Here is a 16522-nt window from a genome sequence, read left to right as displayed (position 1 = left end):
TTTGCTTCCTGGTTGGTACGCCCATCTTGGCGCGCCGAGCAGCCACCCTGCAAGCCTCCGGCCGGCCGGGGCTTGGGTGCGTCGCGGCTTTGGTGCATCATGCAAGGCAGGCCTTGATTCGAGAATGCGTATGCTGGACGAGCTTCTTCGCCGAATGAGCGATCATACCCCCGCCACGTTGACGATCGATCGGCGTCTTCCGGAGGCGGCGGTACTCTTGCCCATCACCCGTAGCGAAGAGCCGGAGCTGGTGCTGACCCTGCGCGCCAAGGGCCTTTCCACCCACGGTGGCGAAGTGGCCTTTCCCGGTGGTCGGCGCGATCCGGAGGACCCGGACCTGGTGTTCACCGCGCTGCGCGAGGCACAGGAAGAAATCGGCCTGCCGCCTGGCCTGGTGGAAGTGATCGGGCCGCTGAGCCCGCTGGTCTCGCTGCATGGACTGAAGGTGACGCCATTCGTCGGAGTGATTCCCGACTATGTCGAATACCAGGCCAACGATGCCGAGATCGCCGCGGTGTTCAGCGTGCCGCTGACGTTCTTCCGCGAGCCGGCCGAAGAGCATACCCACCGTGTCGATGCCCAGGGGCGCGACTGGTACATACCCAGCTATCGTTTCGGCGAATACCGTATCTGGGGCCTGTCGGCGATGATGATCGTCGAGCTGCTCAATCTGTGGTTCGATGCCGGCATCAGCCTGCACCGTCGACCTGAGCGCCTGGCCAGCAACTGAGCGGCCTGGCCGCCGTCCATGACGCGACGTGACAGCGAGGAGCAATGCATGAAATACCGTCTGGCAGACCAGCGAGTCGAAGCCCACCCCAGCAGTTGGGTCGCGCCCGGAGCCGTGCTGATCGGCAAGGTCCGCCTGCAGGCGCGGGCCAGCGTCTGGTTCGGCGCGGTGCTGCGTGGTGACAACGAACTGATCGACATTGGCGAAGACAGCAATGTCCAGGATGGCGCGGTGATGCATACCGACATGGGCTCGCCACTGACCTTGGGCAGGGGCGTGACCGTCGGGCACAAGGCCATGCTGCATGGCTGCAGCGTGAACGACTACAGCCTGGTCGGGATCAACGCAGTGGTGCTCAACGGCGCGAAGATCGGCAGCCACTGCATCATTGGCGCCAATGCGCTGATCACCGAGGGCCAGGAAATCCCCGATGGATCGCTGGTGGTAGGCTCGCCGGGCAAGGTGGTGCGGATGCTGACCGATGCGCAAAAGCGCATGCTCGAGGCCAGTGCCGCGCATTACGTCGACAATGCCGAGCGCTATGCGCGCGATCTGGCCGTGCAGGAGGGCTGACATGGAGGCGACCGAAACGCCGGTGCGCTCGCCGTGCGTGAACATCTGCGCCCTGGACGAACAGGACATCTGCGTTGGCTGTCAGCGCAGCGTGGAGGAGATCACCCGCTGGGCGCGCATGGACAACCAGGAGCGCCGCGCAGTGCTTGGACTGTGCCATGAACGGGCGAGGGCCGCGGGCCTGCTGATCGGCCGCTGAAGCCTTGGCTGCGGGCCGGGACTGGCGTACCCTGTGCGGCTTGCCCTACGGTCCGTCTGCATGTTCTATCTCATCGCCTATATCAGCAGCGTGGTGCTGATCAACTACGCCTTTTCCAGCGCTCCTCACCTGGACGTGATCTGGTCCGCCTGGGGCGGCCTGGTGTTCATCCTGCGCGACATGGTCCAGACCCGCTACGGCCATGGGGCCTTGCTGGCCATGCTGGTGGCACTGGTATTGTCCTACGTCACCTCGGAGCCTGCGATCGCCCTGGCCAGCGCCACCGCGTTCTTCGTTTCGGAACTGATCGACTGGCTGGTCTTCAGCGTTACCCGCCGCCCGCTGCGTGACCGCCTGTGGCTGAGCTCGGCCCTGAGCATACCGGTCGATACGCTGATCTTCTTCGGCATGATCGGTGCGCTGACTCCGGTCGTTGCCGGCACCGCGCTCCTGTCGAAGTTCGCCGGCGTGACCGCGGTCTGGCTGGCGATGGCCTGGCGGGCGCGCAGGAGCGCGCTGGCAGGCTAGGCTGGTACGAAAAGTCGCCGAGTGGCGATCAGCCAAGGCGAAAACAGGCGAGCAAGCGGAATGTACTGGTTGTAAATGAGCATTCCGAGCCTGTTTTCAACGTAGCCTGATCATCGCGCAGGCTCTTTTCGTACAAAGCCTGGGAAAGCGCCCTCGAACATGCCGGTTGGCCAGGCCTGCTCCCTGCTCCCGAAAGGCCGTCTGCCGTGTAGAATAGCGCTCCCTTCCCAGCGGCTGGCCCGTGGCAGGCCCGCCCGTATGCCTTCGAGGACCTGAGATGACCCGTATCGGAACCCCCTTGTCGCCTACCGCGACCCGTGTACTGCTCTGCGGCTGTGGCGAGCTGGGCAAGGAAGTGGTGATCGAGCTGCAGCGCCTGGGGGTCGAGGTGATCGCCGTGGACCGCTACGCCAATGCGCCGGCCATGCAGGTCGCCCATCGCAGCCATGTGATCGACATGCTCGACGGTGCCGCATTGCGTGCGGTGATCGAGGCCGAGAAGCCGCACTACATCGTGCCGGAAATCGAAGCCATCGCCACCGCCACCCTGGTGGAGCTCGAAAGCGAAGGCTTCAACGTGGTGCCCACCGCGCGAGCCACGCAGCTGACCATGAACCGCGAGGGCATTCGCCGCCTGGCCGCCGAAGCGCTGGATTTGCCGACTTCGCCCTACCATTTCGCCGATACCTTCGAAGACTACGCACGCGCCGTGGCCGACCTGGGCTACCCGTGCGTGGTCAAGCCGGTGATGAGTTCGTCGGGCAAGGGTCAGAGCCTGCTGCGCAGCGCCGATGACCTGCGCAAGGCCTGGGATCACGCCCAGGAGGGCGGGCGTGCTGGCAGAGGCCGAGTCATCGTCGAGGGGTTCATCGACTTCGACTACGAAATCACCTTGCTGACCGTTCGTCATGTGGGCGGCACGACCTTCCTGGCCCCGGTCGGGCACCGCCAGGAAGGCGGCGACTACCAGGAGTCGTGGCAGCCCCAGGTCATGAGTCCGAAAGCGCTGGCCGAATCGGAGCGAGTGGCCAAGGCGGTGACCGATGCGCTGGGCGGACGCGGCCTGTTCGGTGTCGAGCTGTTCGTCAAGGGCGACCAGGTATGGTTCAGCGAAGTTTCGCCACGTCCGCACGACACCGGGCTGGTCACCCTGATTTCCCAAGACCTTTCGCAGTTCGCCCTGCATGCCCGTGCCATCCTCGGGCTGCCGATCCCCGTGGTGCGCCAGTTCGGGCCCTCGGCTTCGGCGGTGATCCTGGTCGAGGGCCATTCGCAGCAGACCGCCTTCGCCAACCTCGGCGTGGCCCTGGCCGAACCGGACACTGCCCTGCGGCTGTTCGGCAAGCCGGAAGTCAACGGCCAGCGCCGCATGGGAGTATGCCTGGCGCGCGACGAGTCGATCGAAGCCGCTCGCGCCAAGGCGACCCGCGCTTCCCAGGCGGTCAGCGTGGAGCTTTGAGGGCAGCGCGGTGAGCGGCAGGCGGCGCGGCTTGTAGACACGGTCCCGATGCCCTGCGCGCTGCTCTGGCTTGCCGCTTGCCGTTCGCGTCCTAGAGTGCGCTGTCGCGGGTTTCCTTCAGGCACAGCACGGCGATCAGGCTGATGACCGCGGCCGCCGACACGTAGCCGCCCACCCAGCTCAGGCCGCCCATGCTGACCAGCTTCTGGGCGAAGAAGGGTGCCGCCGAGGCGCCAACGATGCCGCCGAGGTTGTAGGCCGCCGATGCGCCGGTGTAGCGCACGTGGGTCGGGAACAGCTCTGGCAGCAGTGCCCCCATGGGAGCGAAGGTCACGCCCATCAGGAACAGTTCGATCGCCAGGAACAGCGCCACCCCGGTGGTCGAACCCGAGGTCAGCAGCGGCTCCATGGCGAAGCCCGACGCCACGGCCAGCAAGCCGCCGATGATCAGTACCGGCTTGCGTCCGTAGCGATCGCTCAGCCAGGCCGAGAGTGGCGTGGCCAGGGCCATGAAGACCACGGCGAAGCACAGCATGGCGAGGAAGCTTTCACGGCTGTAGCCAAGGGTCGATACCCCGTAGCTCAGCGAAAACACCGTGGAGATGTAGAACAGCGCGTAGCACACGACCATCGCCGCCGCGCCCAGCAGCGTTGGCAGCCAATAGCGCGCGAAGAGGTCGACCACCGGCATCTTCACCCGCTCGTGGCGGGCGACGGCCTTGGCGAAGACCGGGCTTTCCTCGAGCTTGAGCCGCACATACAGGCCGACCATGACCAGCGCCGCGCTGAGCAGGAACGGAATGCGCCAGCCCCATTCGCGGAACTGTTCGTCGCTGAGCAGCAAGGCCAGGCCGAGGAACAGGCCGTTGGCGGCGAGAAAGCCGATCGAGGGGCCCAGCTGAGGGAACATGCCGAACCAGGCACGCTTGCCCTGGGGCGCGTTCTCGGTGGCCAGCAAAGCCGCGCCGCCCCATTCCCCACCCAGGCCAAGCCCTTGGCCGAAGCGCAGCAGGCACAGGATGATCGGCGCCCATATGCCGATGCTGTCGTAGCCTGGCAGCACGCCGATCAAGGTCGTCGAGACGCCCATCAGCAACAGCGAGGCGACCAGGGTCGACTTGCGCCCGATGCGGTCGCCAAAATGCCCGAACAGGGCCGAACCCAGTGGTCGGGCCAGGAAGGCGATGCCGAAGGTCATGAATGCCGCGAGCATCTGCGCGGTGCCCGAACCTGACGGGAAGAATACCGGGCCGATGACCAGGGCCGCGGCCGTGGCATAGACATAGAAATCGTAGAACTCGATGGCGGTGCCGATGAAGCTGGCCGTGGCCACCCGGGCCGGCGAGTTGGCAGGCGTGGCCGAGGCCGGTTCGGCGTAGGTGCTGCTGGTTGTCATGTGCAAGTCCCTGACAGTCGTGTGCCCGGTGGCATGTTCGCGCGTGGGCTGCCAGGCGAGCGGGCAGCGACCGGCGCACGCCGGGGCGTATTGTTGTAGGTCGCCAGATCGAGGAGCCCATGGAGGGTGAGGGCAGGGCAGCTGCTGTTCGGGGTGGCGAGACAGCGTTGCAGGTGCGTCGATCGTGCGGACTGGCCGTGGAGCGCCGTATGCGGGTAGCAGGCGATTCGGCAGGGCTGGGTAAGCGTGACCCGAGTATAGCTATCGGGTCACGGTCCAGACCAGTACCTTGCTGGCACGATTGTCTTCGGTTTCGAGAATTTCCATCCGGTAGCGGCCGACCTTCAGGCACACGGCGCTGGCCGGGATGCTCTCGAGCGCTTCGGTGACCAGGCCGTTGAGCGTCTTCGGGCCGCCGTCGCATGGCAGGTGCCAGCCCAGGCAGCGGTTGAGCTCGCGCAGCGATGCCGCCCCTTCGATGACGTAACGCCCGTCCGGCTGGGGATGGACATGAGGGTTGGCCGGGCCTTGCTCGTCCTCGAACTGACCGACGATTTCCTCGAGGATGTCCTCCAGCGTGACGATGCCAAGCACCTCGCCATACTCGTCCACCACCACCCCGAGGCGCCGTTGGCGCTTGTGGAAGTTGAGCAGTTGCTGCCGCAAGGGCGTGCTCTCGGGGACGAAGTACGGCTCGTGGCAGGCGGTCTGGAGCGCTTCCAGGGTCAGGCGGCCGGGGGCCAGGAGATGCTTCACCAGTTTGGTGTTGAGGACGGCTTCGACCTGGTTGATATCGTTGTGATAGACCGGCAGCCGGGTATGGGTGCTGCCGGCCAACTGCTCGGTGATGCGTTCGATCGGCTCGTCCAGGTTGATTCCGTCGACTTCGCTGCGCGGTATCAGGATGTCGTTGACGGTGATCCGGTCCAGGGACTCGAGCCCATGCCGCAAGTCGGCAGGCGCCGGTTCACTGGCGTGCGCCGAGTCGAAGCCGTCAGGTTCCAGCGCCGGCATGGCGGCCTGCGTGGAACGGCCATGAAATGGACGCAGGAGCAAGCTGGCGCAACCGTCGAGCAGCCAGGCCAGCGGCTGCAGCAGCACCAGCGGCGGCCGGAGCAAGCCCAGCCCGAGACCGAGCAGGGCTTGCGAGTGGCGCCGGGCGAGCCGCCTGGGCAGGTATTCGGTCAGCACCTGCAGGCTCGCCATCGCGCCCAGCCCGGCCAGCCAGAAGCCCGGTTCGCCAGCATGACGCTGCCCCAGCAGGCAGGCCAGGCCCAGTACCAGCAGCCTGCCCAGCCCGGCCCCGAGCACCACGGCGCGGTCCGGCAACCTGGGTTCGTCGCCCTGCGCCTGGCGGGGCCGCGGCTCGCCGTTGCGGCGCGCCGCGTCGACCGCGGCGAACAGCATGGACCACAGCAGTGCCAGGATCAGCATGCCGGGCAGCGGGTCGAGCAAGGGAGTGTCCATGGCGTGAGGTCAGATGTGCAGGATGAATTCGCGTACCAGCTTGCTGCCGAAATAGGCCAGCATCAGCAGGCAGAAGCCGGCCAGGGTCCAGCGTATCGCCTTGTGTCCGCGCCAGCCCAGCCGGGTGCGCCCCCACAGCAGCACGCCGAACACCACCCAGGCGACACAGGCCAGCAGGGTCTTGTGGACCAGGTGCTGGGCGAACAGGTTCTCGAGGAACAGCCAGCCCGAGACCAGCGACAGCGAAAGCAGGCCCCAGCCCGCCCAGAGAAAGCCGAACAGCAGGCTCTCCATGGTCTGCAAGGGCGGGAAGTTGCGAATCAGCCCCGACGGATGCTTGTGCTTGAGCTGGCGGTCCTGGAGCAGCAACAGCAGGGCCTGGAACATGGCCATGGTGAACAGGCCGTAGGCCAGGATCGACAGCAGGATATGCGCCAGGATGCCCGGCGCCTCGTCGATCAGCGGTACCGTGCCAGGCGGCGCGAACTGCGCCAGCAGGGCGGTCACCGCGCCCAGCGGGAAGAGCAGCAGGAGCAGGTTCTCCAGCGGAATGCGCAGGCAGGCCAGCAGGGTCAGGCCGATCACGGCCATGGCGATCAGGCTGGCGGAACTGAAGAAGTCCAGGCTCAGGCCCAGCGGGGTCATGAGCTGGAACAGCAGTGCGGTGCCCTGGGCCAGGACGGCGACGCCGCCGAGCAGCCCCAGCAGTCGTGTGTCGGCGCGGGTGCGCCGGGCCAGGCGCGAGCCTTGGTGGAAAGTCGCCACGGCATACAGGCCAGCGGCGAGCAGGTTGGGGAGCAGGCTGGGTGAGGAGAACATAAGTCCTGGTAGGCAAGCCTCAAAGAAATGGAGTTTGGCATAGAACGGTCACGCCAAGGAAGCCTGGCGACCTTGCCGGGGCATTGGCGGGCGGGCGACTGGCCGGGCCCGGGCGGGGCTGTCGGGTTGCCGGGCGCTCCGTCCGGGCGAGGTGTGCGCGCAGGCCAGTCTTGGTTATAATCGCCGGCTTGCTGCGCCTTTCGCGAGTCGTTTCCCGTGGGCGCCTGACAAACCTCGGCTTCGCCAAGCCTGAAAGGATCACCATGTTCGAAAACCTGACCGACCGCCTGTCACAGACGCTGCGCCATGTCACCGGCAAGGCCAAGCTGACCGAAGACAACATCAAGGACACCTTGCGTGAAGTGCGCATGGCGTTGCTCGAAGCCGATGTCGCCTTGCCGGTGGTCAAGGATTTCGTCAACAGCGTCAAGGAGCGCGCGGTCGGCACCGAGGTGTCGCGCAGTCTGACGCCGGGCCAGGCGTTCGTGAAGATCGTCCAGGCCGAGCTGGAAGGCCTGATGGGCGCGGCCAACGAAGAGCTCGCGCTCAATGCCGCGCCGCCGGCGGTGGTGCTGATGGCCGGTTTGCAGGGCGCGGGCAAGACCACCACCGCCGGCAAGCTGGCGCGCCTGCTCAAGGAGCGCAAGAAGAAGTCGGTGATGGTGGTCTCCGCCGACGTCTACCGTCCGGCGGCGATCAAGCAGCTCGAGACCCTGGCCAACGACATCGGCGTGACCTTCTTCCCGTCCGACATCACCCAGAAGCCGGTGGCCATCGCCGAGGCGGCCATCCGCGAGGCCAGGCTCAAGTACATCGACGTGGTCATCGTCGATACCGCCGGTCGCCTGCATGTCGATGCCGACATGATGGACGAGATCAAGGCCCTGCACGCGGCGGTCAAGCCGGTCGAAACCTTGTTCGTGGTCGATGCCATGACCGGCCAGGACGCCGCCAACACGGCCAAGGCCTTCGGTGACGCGCTGCCGCTGACCGGCGTGATCCTGACCAAGGTCGACGGCGATGCGCGCGGCGGCGCGGCCTTGTCGGTGCGTGCCATCACCGGCAAGCCGATCAAGTTCCTCGGCATGGGCGAGAAGAGCGAGGCGCTCGAGCCGTTCCATCCGGACCGCATCGCCTCGCGGATCCTCGGCATGGGCGACGTGCTCAGCCTGATCGAGCAGGCCGAGCAGACCCTCGACAAGGCCAAGGCCGACAAGCTGGCCAAGAAGCTCAAGAAAGGCAAGGGCTTCGACCTGGAGGACTTCCGTGACCAGCTTCAGCAGATGAAGAACATGGGCGGGCTTGGCGGCCTGATGGACAAGCTGCCGAGCATCGGTGGGGTGAATCTGTCGCAGATGGGCAATGCCCAGGGCGCGGCCGAGAAGCAATTCAAGCAGATGGAGGCGATCATCAACTCCATGACCCCGGCCGAGCGTCGCGATCCCGACGTCATCAGTGGTTCGCGCAAGCGGCGCATCGCGCTCGGCTCCGGCACTCAGGTGCAGGATGTCGGACGGCTGATCAAACAGCACAAGCAGATGCAGAAGATGATGAAGAAGTTCTCCAGCAAGGGCGGCATGGCCAAGATGATGCGTGGCCTCGGCGGGATGCTGCCGGGCGGCGGCATGCCCAAGCTGTGACCTGATTCGGGCCGGCTGCCGATCACGGTGGCTGGCCGGAACCCCGCCCTGGCGGGGGACACTGCCGCCCCGAAGGGTGGCGCAACTGGCGGGTCTGGAGCGCGGTGCATGGCCTTCGACGAAAAGGCATTTGCAAATGTCCGTGTATTCCCCGAGAATATGCGGCCTTTTGGGCACCCGTGCCCACTGTGCATTCAGATTTGCAGCACCGACTACAGGAACGATGTTCACATGGTAACCATCCGTCTTGCCCGTGGCGGCTCCAAGAAGCGCCCATTCTACCACCTGACCGTGACCAACAGCCGTAACGCCCGTGATGGCCGTTTCGTCGAGCGTATCGGTTTCTTCAACCCGATCGCAGCTGGCAGCGAAGTTCGCCTGTCGGTCGACCAGGAACGCGCCAACTACTGGCTGAGCCAGGGTGCGCAGCCGTCTGAGCGTGTTGCTCAGCTGCTGAAGGACGCTGCCAAGGCTGCCGCCTGAGCGATATGAGCGCGACGCCAGAAAAGCCTGACGAGCTGATCGTCGTCGGCAAGATTTTTTCGGTTCACGGCGTTCGCGGCGAGGTGAAGGTGTATTCCTTTACCGATCCGATTGAAAACCTGTTGGATTATCCTCGCTGGACGCTTCGGCACGAAGGCGTGGTAAAGCAGGTCGAGCTGGTCAACGGTCGTCCCTCGCAAAAGGGATTGGTCGTCAAGCTCAAGGGCCTCGACGATCGTGACGAAGCGCGTCTTCTGAGCGGTTACGACATCTGCGTCAAGCGAAGCCTTTTGCCCAACCTGACCGACGGCGAGTACTACTGGTACCAGCTGGTAGGTCTGCAAGTCGTCAACCAGGACGAACAGCTGTTCGGCAAGGTTGATCACCTGTTGGAGACCGGCGCGAACGATGTATTGGTGGTGCGGCCCTGCGCGGGCAGCCTGGACGATCGCGAGCGCTTGCTGCCCTATACGGAGCAGTGCGTGCTGGACATCGACCTGGCGACCGGCGTCATGCGGGTCGACTGGGACGCGGACTTCTGACCGATGGGCAACCTTCGAGTCGATGTGGTCACGCTGTTCCCCGAGATGTTCTCGGCCATCACGGAGTACGGCATTACCAGCCGCGCGGTGAAACAGGGGTTGCTGCAAGTGACCTGCTGGAATCCGCGGGACTACACCACGGATCGCCACCACACGGTGGATGATCGGCCTTTTGGCGGTGGTCCGGGCATGGTGATGAAGATCAAGCCTCTGGAAGATGCTCTGGCCAGCGCCAGGCAGGCGACCGGAGCGACGGCGAAGGTGATCTACCTTTCGCCACAAGGCCGCAAGCTGACCCAGCGGGCGGTCAAGGACCTGGCGCAACAGGAATCTCTGATCCTGATCGCCGGTCGTTACGAAGGCATCGACGAGCGTTTCATAGACGCGCATGTCGATGAAGAGTGGTCGATTGGCGACTATGTCCTGTCCGGTGGCGAGCTGCCGGCCATGGTGCTGATCGATGCGGTTACACGGCTGCTGCCCGGAGCTTTAGGGCATGTGGATTCGGCGGAAGAAGACTCCTTCACCGACGGTCTGCTCGATTGCCCGCACTACACCCGACCGGAGGTGTATGCGGATCAGCGTGTTCCCGACGTGTTGCTCAGTGGCAACCATGCACACATCCGGCGTTGGCGAATGAAGCAGTCCCTTGGCAGGACCTTCGAACGACGCGCCGATCTTCTGGAAAGTCGCTCGCTTTCTGGAGAAGAGAACAAGCTGCTCGAGGAATATCTCCGAGAGCGGGACGATAGTTAACGTATCGATGGTGGATCGAATCATCCGCCTTAGGAGCACAGCATGACCAACAAGATCATCCAGCAGCTCGAAGCCGAGCAGATGAGCAAGGAAATCCCGACCTTCGCCCCCGGCGACACCGTTGTCGTCCAGGTGAAAGTGAAGGAAGGCGAGCGTTCCCGTCTGCAGGCGTTCGAAGGTGTCGTCATCGCCAAGCGCAACCGTGGTCTGAACAGCGCCTTCACCGTGCGCAAGATCTCCAGCGGCGTTGGCGTGGAGCGTACCTTCCAGACCTACAGCCCACAGATCGACAGCCTGGCCGTGAAACGTCGTGGTGACGTGCGTAAAGCCAAGCTGTACTATCTGCGCGACCTGTCCGGCAAAGCCGCTCGCATCAAGGAAAAACTGTCCTGAGTGCAGTTTGACTGGCGGCCCTGGTCGCCATGCGAGAAAAAAGCAGCCTTCGGGCTGCTTTTTTGCTTTGTGCCATTTCGTTTTCGTGAAGCGATGCCATGACTACCCGAGACCAAGAGATCCAGCGCCGCACCGAGCTGTCGGTCACCCGCGTGACCAAAGCCGTGTTCCCGTCCACGACCAATCATCACAATACGTTGTTCGGTGGTACCGCCCTGGCCTGGATGGACGAAGTCTCGTTCATCGCCGCCACGCGCTTCTGCCGCCTGCCGCTAGTGACCGTATCGACCGATCGCATCGACTTCAAGCACCCGATCCCGGCTGGCTCGATCGTGGAATTGGTAGGCACGGTGGTCAAGGTCGGCACTACCAGCCTGCAAGTCGAAGTCGAGGTGTTCGTCGAGAACATGTACGTGGATGGGCGCGAGCGTGCGATCCATGGTGTCTTCAGCTTCGTCGCCATCGACGAGGACAAGCGCCCCGTGCCAGTGCTGCCGAACGCCTGATCCTGAGCGGCCGCAAGCCATGAACCACAAGTTACCAGCGGTGCTGCTGCAGGTTGGCCATGGCACATGGCAAACCTCGCCGCGCAACGCTTGTGCTTGCTCGCATCCTCCGATCCATAGCAGAGGCGCCACAGCGCATGCCAGCACTCGACCACCCCCTGATCGATCAGTTTCTCGATGCCCTGTGGCTGGAGAAAGGGCTTTCCGAGAACACTCGCCAGTCATACAGAAGCGACCTGGCCCTGTTCAATGGCTGGCTGCACGAGCGTGGCGTGGACCTGGCGCAGGTGGGGCGGGAAATGATCCTCGATCACCTGGCCTGGCGGCTCGAGCAAGGGTACAAGCCGCGTTCGACGGCGCGCTTCATTTCCGGGCTGCGTGGCTTCTTCCGCTACCTGTTGCGTGAGCAGCGGGTAGCGGTGGACCCGACCTTGCTGGTGGAAATGCCGCAGCTGGGACGGCCGTTGCCCAAGTCGCTGTCCGAGGCCGATGTGGAGGCGCTGTTGCAGGCGCCGGATCTGGGCGAGGCGATCGGTCAGCGTGACCGGGCGATGCTCGAGGTGCTGTACGCCTGCGGCTTGCGGGTGACCGAGCTGGTCAGCCTGACGCTCGACCAGGTGAACCTGCGCCAGGGCGTCCTGCGGGTCATGGGCAAGGGCAGCAAGGAGCGCCTGGTGCCGATGGGCGAGGAAGCCGTAGTCTGGGTCGAGCGCTACCTGCGCGACGGACGTGCCGAGCTGCTCGATGGGCGCCCGAGCGACGTACTGTTCCCTAGCCAGCGGGGCGAGCAGATGACGCGCCAGACCTTCTGGCATCGCATCAAGCACCAGGCCAGGGTCGCTGGCATAGACAAGGCGCTGTCGCCACACACCTTGCGCCATGCCTTCGCCACGCACCTGCTCAACCATGGCGCCGACTTGCGCGTGGTGCAGATGCTGCTGGGTCATAGCGACCTGTCGACGACCCAGATCTACACCCATGTGGCCAAGGCACGGCTGCAGCAGTTGCATGCACAGCACCATCCTCGAGGATGAGCGCTGTTCATGTTGACGCGAGCGGACGGTGGGAGTCGGTCAGCTTCGTCGCGTTGTGGTAGGCTTGGGCGATTTGCAGGCAGAGCCGTCTGCTCGCCACGCCGTGCGCAAGCAGGCCCTGCCGTCCTCGTCCGCCTCCAGGAGTTTCCATGCGCGTGACCCCGTTCTTCGCCGCCGCCGCCCTGGCGCTGGCCAGTACCTTCGCCGCTGCGGCCGCTACCGACTCGGCCGCCGAGCAGGCGATCCGCAAGACCTTGCAGAGCCTCGAACTGGACGTGCCAGTCGAAGCGGTGAGCAGTAGCCCGCTCGACGGCCTCTATGAAGTCAGGCTGCAAGGTGGCCGCGTGCTGTATGCCAGCGCCGATGGCCAGTTCGTCATGCAGGGCTATCTGTTCCAGGTCCGCGATGGCAAGCCCGTCAACCTGACCGAGAAGACCGAGCGGCAAGGCGTTGCCAAGCTCATCAATGGCATTCCAGCCGGCGAAATGGTGGTTTATCCTGCCCAGGGCGAAACCCGTTCGCACATCACCGTGTTCACCGACACCACCTGCCCCTACTGCCACAAGCTGCATGCCGAGGTGCCCGAGCTCAACCGGCGCGGTATCGAGGTGCGCTACGTGGCCTTCCCGCGCCAAGGCATCGGCTCGGCCGGCGACGAGCAGTTGCAGGCGGTATGGTGCTCCAGCGATCGGCGCGCGGCCCTCGACAAGATGATCGCAGGCAAGGAAGTAAAGGCCGCCAAGTGCGCCAACCCGGTCGGCAAGCAGTTCGAGCTGGGGCAGTCGATCGGTGTCAACGGCACGCCCGCCATCGTCCTGCAGAGCGGCCAGGTGATTCCCGGTTACCAGCCGGCGCCGCAGGTGGCCAAGCTGGCGCTGGCCGAAGGCAAGTAAATCAATCTGTACGCCGTCGCCATGGGGAGACGGCTGTTTTCACGGTCGACGCGTGGTCGGCCGTTCTATGGGAGTTCACAGTGAAACCGGTCAAAGTAGGCATCTGTGGGTTGGGGACCGTCGGTGGCGGTACCTTCAATGTACTTCAGCGCAACGCCGAGGAAATCGCCCGTCGTGCCGGGCGTGGCATCGAAGTGGCGCAGATCGCCATGCGTTCGCAGAACCCGAACTGCCAGACTGCCGGTACCCCCATTACCGCCGATGTGTTCGAGGTCGCGAGCAATCCCGAGATCGATATCGTCATCGAGCTGATCGGTGGCTACAGCATTGCTCGTGACCTGGTGCTCAAGGCCATCGAGAACGGCAAGCACGTGGTGACCGCCAACAAGGCGCTGATCGCCGTGCACGGTAACGAAATCTTCGCCAAGGCGCGCGAGAAAGGCGTGATCGTGGCCTTCGAGGCTGCAGTGGCCGGTGGCATCCCGGTCATCAAGGCCATCCGTGAGGGCCTCTCGGCCAACCGCATCAACTGGCTGGCCGGCATCATCAACGGCACCGGCAACTTCATCCTGACCGAGATGCGCGAAAAGGGTCGCGCCTTCCCCGACGTGCTCGCCGAAGCCCAGGCCCTGGGCTATGCCGAAGCCGACCCGACCTTCGACGTCGAAGGCATCGATGCGGCGCACAAGCTGACCATCCTGGCGTCCATCGCCTTCGGTATCCCGCTGCAGTTCGACAAGGCCTACACCGAAGGCATCACTCAGCTGACCACCGCCGACGTGGACTATGCCGAAGCCCTGGGCTACCGGATCAAGCACCTGGGCGTGGCGCGCAGCACCGCCAGTGGCATCGAACTGCGCGTGCATCCGACCCTGATCCCGGCCGACCGCCTGATCGCCAACGTCAATGGCGTGATGAACGCCGTCATGGTCAATGGCGACGCCGCCGGCTCCAGCCTGTATTACGGCGCCGGCGCCGGCATGGAGCCAACGGCTTCGTCGGTGGTGGCGGACCTGGTCGATGTGGTACGCGCCATGACGTCGGACCCGGAAAACCGTGTTCCGCACCTGGCCTTCCAGCCTGATGCCCTGTCGGCTCATCCGATTCTGCCGATCGAGGCGTGCGAAAGCGCCTACTACCTGCGCATCCAGGCCAAGGACCATCCAGGCGTGCTGGCCCAGGTCGCCAGCATTCTGTCCGAGCGTGGCATCAACATCGAATCGATCATGCAGAAGGAGGCCGAAGAGCAGGATGGTCTGGTCCCGATGATCCTGGTCACCCACCGCGTGGTGGAAAAGCGCATCGACGACGCCATCGTCGCGCTGGAGAGCCTGCAGGACGTGGCCGGCAAGGTGGTGCGCATTCGCGTCGAACAGCTGGCCTGAGCGCACGCGCTACGAGTCGCAAGCTGCGAGCTGCAAGCCGAGCGGTGTTGACTGGAGGCTTGTCGCTTGCATTCGCACCGGGTAGCTTGCAGCAGGACTGCTTGCTCAGCGCACACCGTACGGCTTTGGCTTGTGACTTGCGGCTTGCAGCTTGCGACTCGCGGCCCAACCGAAACAATTCAGCGCCAGACAGGCCACGGCCGTCTGGCACTCAAACCAAAGGTTTGCACACATGCGTTATATCAGTACCCGCGGCCAGGCTCCGGCCCTGAATTTCGAAGATGTCCTGCTGGCGGGGCTCGCCAGCGATGGTGGCCTCTACGTGCCGGAGAACCTGCCGCGTTTCACCCAGGAGGAAATCGCTTCCTGGGCCGGCCTGCCATACCACGAGCTGGCCTTCCGGGTGATGCGTCCATTCGTCGAAGGCAGCATCGCCGATGCGGATTTCCGCCGGATCCTGGAAGAAACATACGGTGAGTTCGCCCATGCCGCGGTGGCGCCGCTGCGTCAGCTGGGCGGCAATGAATGGGTGATGGAGCTGTTCCACGGCCCGACCCTGGCATTCAAGGACTTCGCCTTGCAGCTGCTCGGCCGTCTGCTCGACCACGTGCTGGTCAAGCGCGGCGAGCGGGTGGTGATCATTGGCGCTACCAGCGGGGACACCGGCTCGGCGGCCATCGAAGGTTGCCGCCGCTGCGACAATGTCGACATCTTCATCCTGCACCCGCACCAGCGCGTCTCGGAAGTGCAGCGGCGCCAGATGACCACCATCTTGGGCGAGAACATCCACAACATCGCCATCGAAGGCAACTTCGACGATTGCCAGGAAATGGTCAAGGCCAGCTTCGCCGACCAGTCATTCCTCAAGGGCACCCGCCTGGTCGCCGTCAACTCCATCAACTGGGCGCGGATCATGGCCCAGATCGTCTACTACTTCCACGCTGCGCTGCAGCTGGGCGGGCCGGCGCGCTCGGTGGCGTTCTCGGTGCCGACCGGCAACTTCGGCGACATCTTCGCCGGCTACCTGGCGCGCAACATGGGATTGCCGATCAGCCAGCTGGTGGTGGCCACCAACCGCAACGATATCCTGCACCGCTTCATGAGCGGCAACCAGTACGTCAAGGAAACCTTGCACGCCACGCTGTCGCCGTCGATGGACATCATGGTCTCTTCGAATTTCGAGCGCCTGCTGTTCGACCTGCACGGTCGCAGCGGTTCGGCGATCGCCGAGCTGATGGACCGTTTCCGCCAGGGTGGCGGCTTCAGCGTCGAACAGGACCGCTGGAGCGAAGCACGCAAGCTGTTCGATTCCCTGGCGGTAAGCGACGAGCAGACGTGCCAGACCATCGCCGAGGTGTTCGCCAGCACCGGCGAAGTGCTCGATCCGCATACCGCGATCGGCGTCAAGGCCGCCCGCGAATGCCGCCGCAGCCTGGACATCCCGATGGTCGTGCTGGGTACCGCGCACCCGGTGAAGTTCCCCGAGGCGGTGGAGCAGGCGGGTGTCGGCAAGGCGCTGGAGCTGCCTGCCCACCTGAGCGACCTGTTCAGCCGGGAAGAGCGTAGCACCGTCCTGCCCAACGATCTGGCGGCAGTCCAGGGCTTCGTCAGCCAGCACGGCAACCGCGGCAAACCGCTCTGAGCGTGGGCCGGCAGGCGGCGCCGCTCGGCGTCGCTTGTCGGCAGCCTCGTTGAACGGACGTTTCTTCGAAACCTTCA

At 64.7% G+C, this 16522-nt stretch carries 18 protein-coding genes; 15 read left to right on the top strand and 3 right to left on the bottom strand.

Going from position 1 to position 16522, the window contains the following annotated elements; genetic code table 11:
• Positions 1–130: 130 nt before the first annotated feature.
• The 5 genes from ACY8GK_RS11095 to purT all read left to right on the top strand — a co-directional run bounded on the left by ACY8GK_RS11095 (position 131) and on the right by purT (position 3489).
• Positions 131–730, top strand: coding sequence for a CoA pyrophosphatase (locus ACY8GK_RS11095; RefSeq protein ID WP_196177769.1), 600 nt, complete (start codon positions 131–133; stop codon positions 728–730).
• A gap of 48 nt (positions 731–778) precedes the next feature.
• Positions 779–1303 (top strand): gamma carbonic anhydrase family protein, encoded by a 525-nt coding sequence (locus ACY8GK_RS11090; protein WP_196177767.1) that lies wholly within the window; start codon positions 779–781, stop codon positions 1301–1303.
• A 1-nt stretch (position 1304) separates the two neighbouring features.
• Entirely contained in the window at positions 1305–1502 is a 198-nt protein-coding gene (locus ACY8GK_RS11085) for a DUF1289 domain-containing protein (protein ID WP_196177765.1), read from the top strand.
• Positions 1503–1562: 60 nt separating this feature from the next.
• Positions 1563–2030 (top strand): VUT family protein, encoded by a 468-nt coding sequence (locus ACY8GK_RS11080; protein WP_196177763.1) that lies wholly within the window; start codon positions 1563–1565, stop codon positions 2028–2030.
• A 277-nt stretch (positions 2031–2307) separates the two neighbouring features.
• Positions 2308–3489 carry a formate-dependent phosphoribosylglycinamide formyltransferase gene (purT, locus tag ACY8GK_RS11075; RefSeq protein WP_462401276.1) on the top strand — a complete coding sequence of 394 codons (1182 nt, stop codon included), beginning with the start codon at positions 2308–2310 and terminating at the stop codon, positions 3487–3489.
• A gap of 91 nt (positions 3490–3580) precedes the next feature.
• On the opposite strand, the gene ACY8GK_RS11070 is transcribed toward purT, so the two are convergent.
• The 3 genes from ACY8GK_RS11070 to ACY8GK_RS11060 form a co-directional block, all read right to left on the bottom strand.
• The gene (locus tag ACY8GK_RS11070; protein WP_196177758.1) at positions 3581–4885 is read right to left on the bottom strand and encodes an MFS transporter; all 1305 of its coding nucleotides are present in this window, start codon (positions 4883–4885) and stop codon (positions 3581–3583) included.
• A gap of 261 nt (positions 4886–5146) precedes the next feature.
• Complete coding sequence (locus ACY8GK_RS11065; RefSeq protein WP_196177756.1) at positions 5147–6352, bottom strand: transporter associated domain-containing protein; 1206 nt, start codon at positions 6350–6352, stop codon at positions 5147–5149.
• A 9-nt stretch (positions 6353–6361) separates the two neighbouring features.
• Positions 6362–7171, bottom strand: a complete 810-nt coding sequence (locus ACY8GK_RS11060) for a cytochrome C assembly family protein (protein WP_196177754.1) — start codon at positions 7169–7171, stop codon at positions 6362–6364.
• A gap of 263 nt (positions 7172–7434) precedes the next feature.
• Here ACY8GK_RS11060 and ffh point away from each other — a divergent pair, with 263 nt between their 5' ends.
• The 10 genes from ffh (at position 7435) to thrC (ending at position 16445) form a co-directional block, all read left to right on the top strand.
• Complete coding sequence (gene ffh, locus ACY8GK_RS11055; protein WP_196177752.1) at positions 7435–8811, top strand: signal recognition particle protein; 1377 nt, start codon at positions 7435–7437, stop codon at positions 8809–8811.
• A 231-nt stretch (positions 8812–9042) separates the two neighbouring features.
• Positions 9043–9294, top strand: a complete 252-nt coding sequence (gene rpsP / locus ACY8GK_RS11050; protein ID WP_462401275.1) for a 30S ribosomal protein S16 — start codon at positions 9043–9045, stop codon at positions 9292–9294.
• 5 nt (positions 9295–9299) lie between these two features.
• Complete coding sequence (gene rimM / locus ACY8GK_RS11045) at positions 9300–9836, top strand: ribosome maturation factor RimM (protein ID WP_196177747.1); 537 nt, start codon at positions 9300–9302, stop codon at positions 9834–9836.
• 3 nt (positions 9837–9839) lie between these two features.
• The gene (gene trmD / locus ACY8GK_RS11040; RefSeq protein ID WP_196177745.1) at positions 9840–10592 is read left to right on the top strand and encodes a tRNA (guanosine(37)-N1)-methyltransferase TrmD; all 753 of its coding nucleotides are present in this window, start codon (positions 9840–9842) and stop codon (positions 10590–10592) included.
• A gap of 42 nt (positions 10593–10634) precedes the next feature.
• Complete coding sequence (rplS, locus tag ACY8GK_RS11035; RefSeq protein WP_003252148.1) at positions 10635–10985, top strand: 50S ribosomal protein L19; 351 nt, start codon at positions 10635–10637, stop codon at positions 10983–10985.
• Between the two features lie 98 nt (positions 10986–11083).
• The gene (locus ACY8GK_RS11030; RefSeq protein ID WP_196177743.1) at positions 11084–11491 is read left to right on the top strand and encodes an acyl-CoA thioesterase; all 408 of its coding nucleotides are present in this window, start codon (positions 11084–11086) and stop codon (positions 11489–11491) included.
• A 137-nt stretch (positions 11492–11628) separates the two neighbouring features.
• Positions 11629–12525 (top strand): site-specific tyrosine recombinase XerD, encoded by an 897-nt coding sequence (gene xerD, locus ACY8GK_RS11025; RefSeq protein ID WP_196177741.1) that lies wholly within the window; start codon positions 11629–11631, stop codon positions 12523–12525.
• A 149-nt stretch (positions 12526–12674) separates the two neighbouring features.
• Positions 12675–13418, top strand: coding sequence for a DsbC family protein (locus ACY8GK_RS11020; protein WP_196177739.1), 744 nt, complete (start codon positions 12675–12677; stop codon positions 13416–13418).
• An 80-nt stretch (positions 13419–13498) separates the two neighbouring features.
• A complete protein-coding gene (locus tag ACY8GK_RS11015) occupies positions 13499–14803 on the top strand; it encodes a homoserine dehydrogenase (protein WP_462401274.1) in 1305 nt (434 codons plus the stop codon).
• Between the two features lie 232 nt (positions 14804–15035).
• Positions 15036–16445, top strand: coding sequence for a threonine synthase (thrC, locus tag ACY8GK_RS11010; RefSeq protein ID WP_196177735.1), 1410 nt, complete (start codon positions 15036–15038; stop codon positions 16443–16445).
• Positions 16446–16522 lie beyond the last annotated feature (77 nt).

The organism is Pseudomonas sp. Marseille-QA0332 (genome assembly GCF_054950175.1).
Note: the sequence above shows the minus strand (reverse complement) of the source record. Positions and strands in the feature narration are given on the sequence as shown.

Excerpts from the sequence above, each read along its gene's own strand:
- xerD (WP_196177741.1), top strand. The coding sequence starts at position 11,629 with ATGCCAGCACTCGACCACCCCCTGATCGATCAGTTTCTCGATGCCCTG.
- ACY8GK_RS11095 (WP_196177769.1), top strand. The coding sequence starts at position 131 with ATGCTGGACGAGCTTCTTCGCCGAATGAGCGATCATACCCCCGCCACG.
- ACY8GK_RS11060 (WP_196177754.1), bottom strand. The coding sequence starts at position 7,171 with ATGTTCTCCTCACCCAGCCTGCTCCCCAACCTGCTCGCCGCTGGCCTG.
- ACY8GK_RS11090 (WP_196177767.1), top strand. The coding sequence starts at position 779 with ATGAAATACCGTCTGGCAGACCAGCGAGTCGAAGCCCACCCCAGCAGT.
- purT (WP_462401276.1), top strand. The coding sequence starts at position 2,308 with ATGACCCGTATCGGAACCCCCTTGTCGCCTACCGCGACCCGTGTACTG.
- rimM (WP_196177747.1), top strand. The coding sequence starts at position 9,300 with ATGAGCGCGACGCCAGAAAAGCCTGACGAGCTGATCGTCGTCGGCAAG.
- ACY8GK_RS11070 (WP_196177758.1), bottom strand. The coding sequence starts at position 4,885 with ATGACAACCAGCAGCACCTACGCCGAACCGGCCTCGGCCACGCCTGCC.
- ACY8GK_RS11065 (WP_196177756.1), bottom strand. The coding sequence starts at position 6,352 with ATGGACACTCCCTTGCTCGACCCGCTGCCCGGCATGCTGATCCTGGCA.
- thrC (WP_196177735.1), top strand. The coding sequence starts at position 15,036 with ATGCGTTATATCAGTACCCGCGGCCAGGCTCCGGCCCTGAATTTCGAA.
- ACY8GK_RS11085 (WP_196177765.1), top strand. The coding sequence starts at position 1,305 with ATGGAGGCGACCGAAACGCCGGTGCGCTCGCCGTGCGTGAACATCTGC.
- ffh (WP_196177752.1), top strand. The coding sequence starts at position 7,435 with ATGTTCGAAAACCTGACCGACCGCCTGTCACAGACGCTGCGCCATGTC.
- rpsP (WP_462401275.1), top strand. The coding sequence starts at position 9,043 with ATGGTAACCATCCGTCTTGCCCGTGGCGGCTCCAAGAAGCGCCCATTC.
- ACY8GK_RS11020 (WP_196177739.1), top strand. The coding sequence starts at position 12,675 with ATGCGCGTGACCCCGTTCTTCGCCGCCGCCGCCCTGGCGCTGGCCAGT.
- ACY8GK_RS11030 (WP_196177743.1), top strand. The coding sequence starts at position 11,084 with ATGACTACCCGAGACCAAGAGATCCAGCGCCGCACCGAGCTGTCGGTC.
- ACY8GK_RS11080 (WP_196177763.1), top strand. The coding sequence starts at position 1,563 with ATGTTCTATCTCATCGCCTATATCAGCAGCGTGGTGCTGATCAACTAC.
- rplS (WP_003252148.1), top strand. The coding sequence starts at position 10,635 with ATGACCAACAAGATCATCCAGCAGCTCGAAGCCGAGCAGATGAGCAAG.
- trmD (WP_196177745.1), top strand. The coding sequence starts at position 9,840 with ATGGGCAACCTTCGAGTCGATGTGGTCACGCTGTTCCCCGAGATGTTC.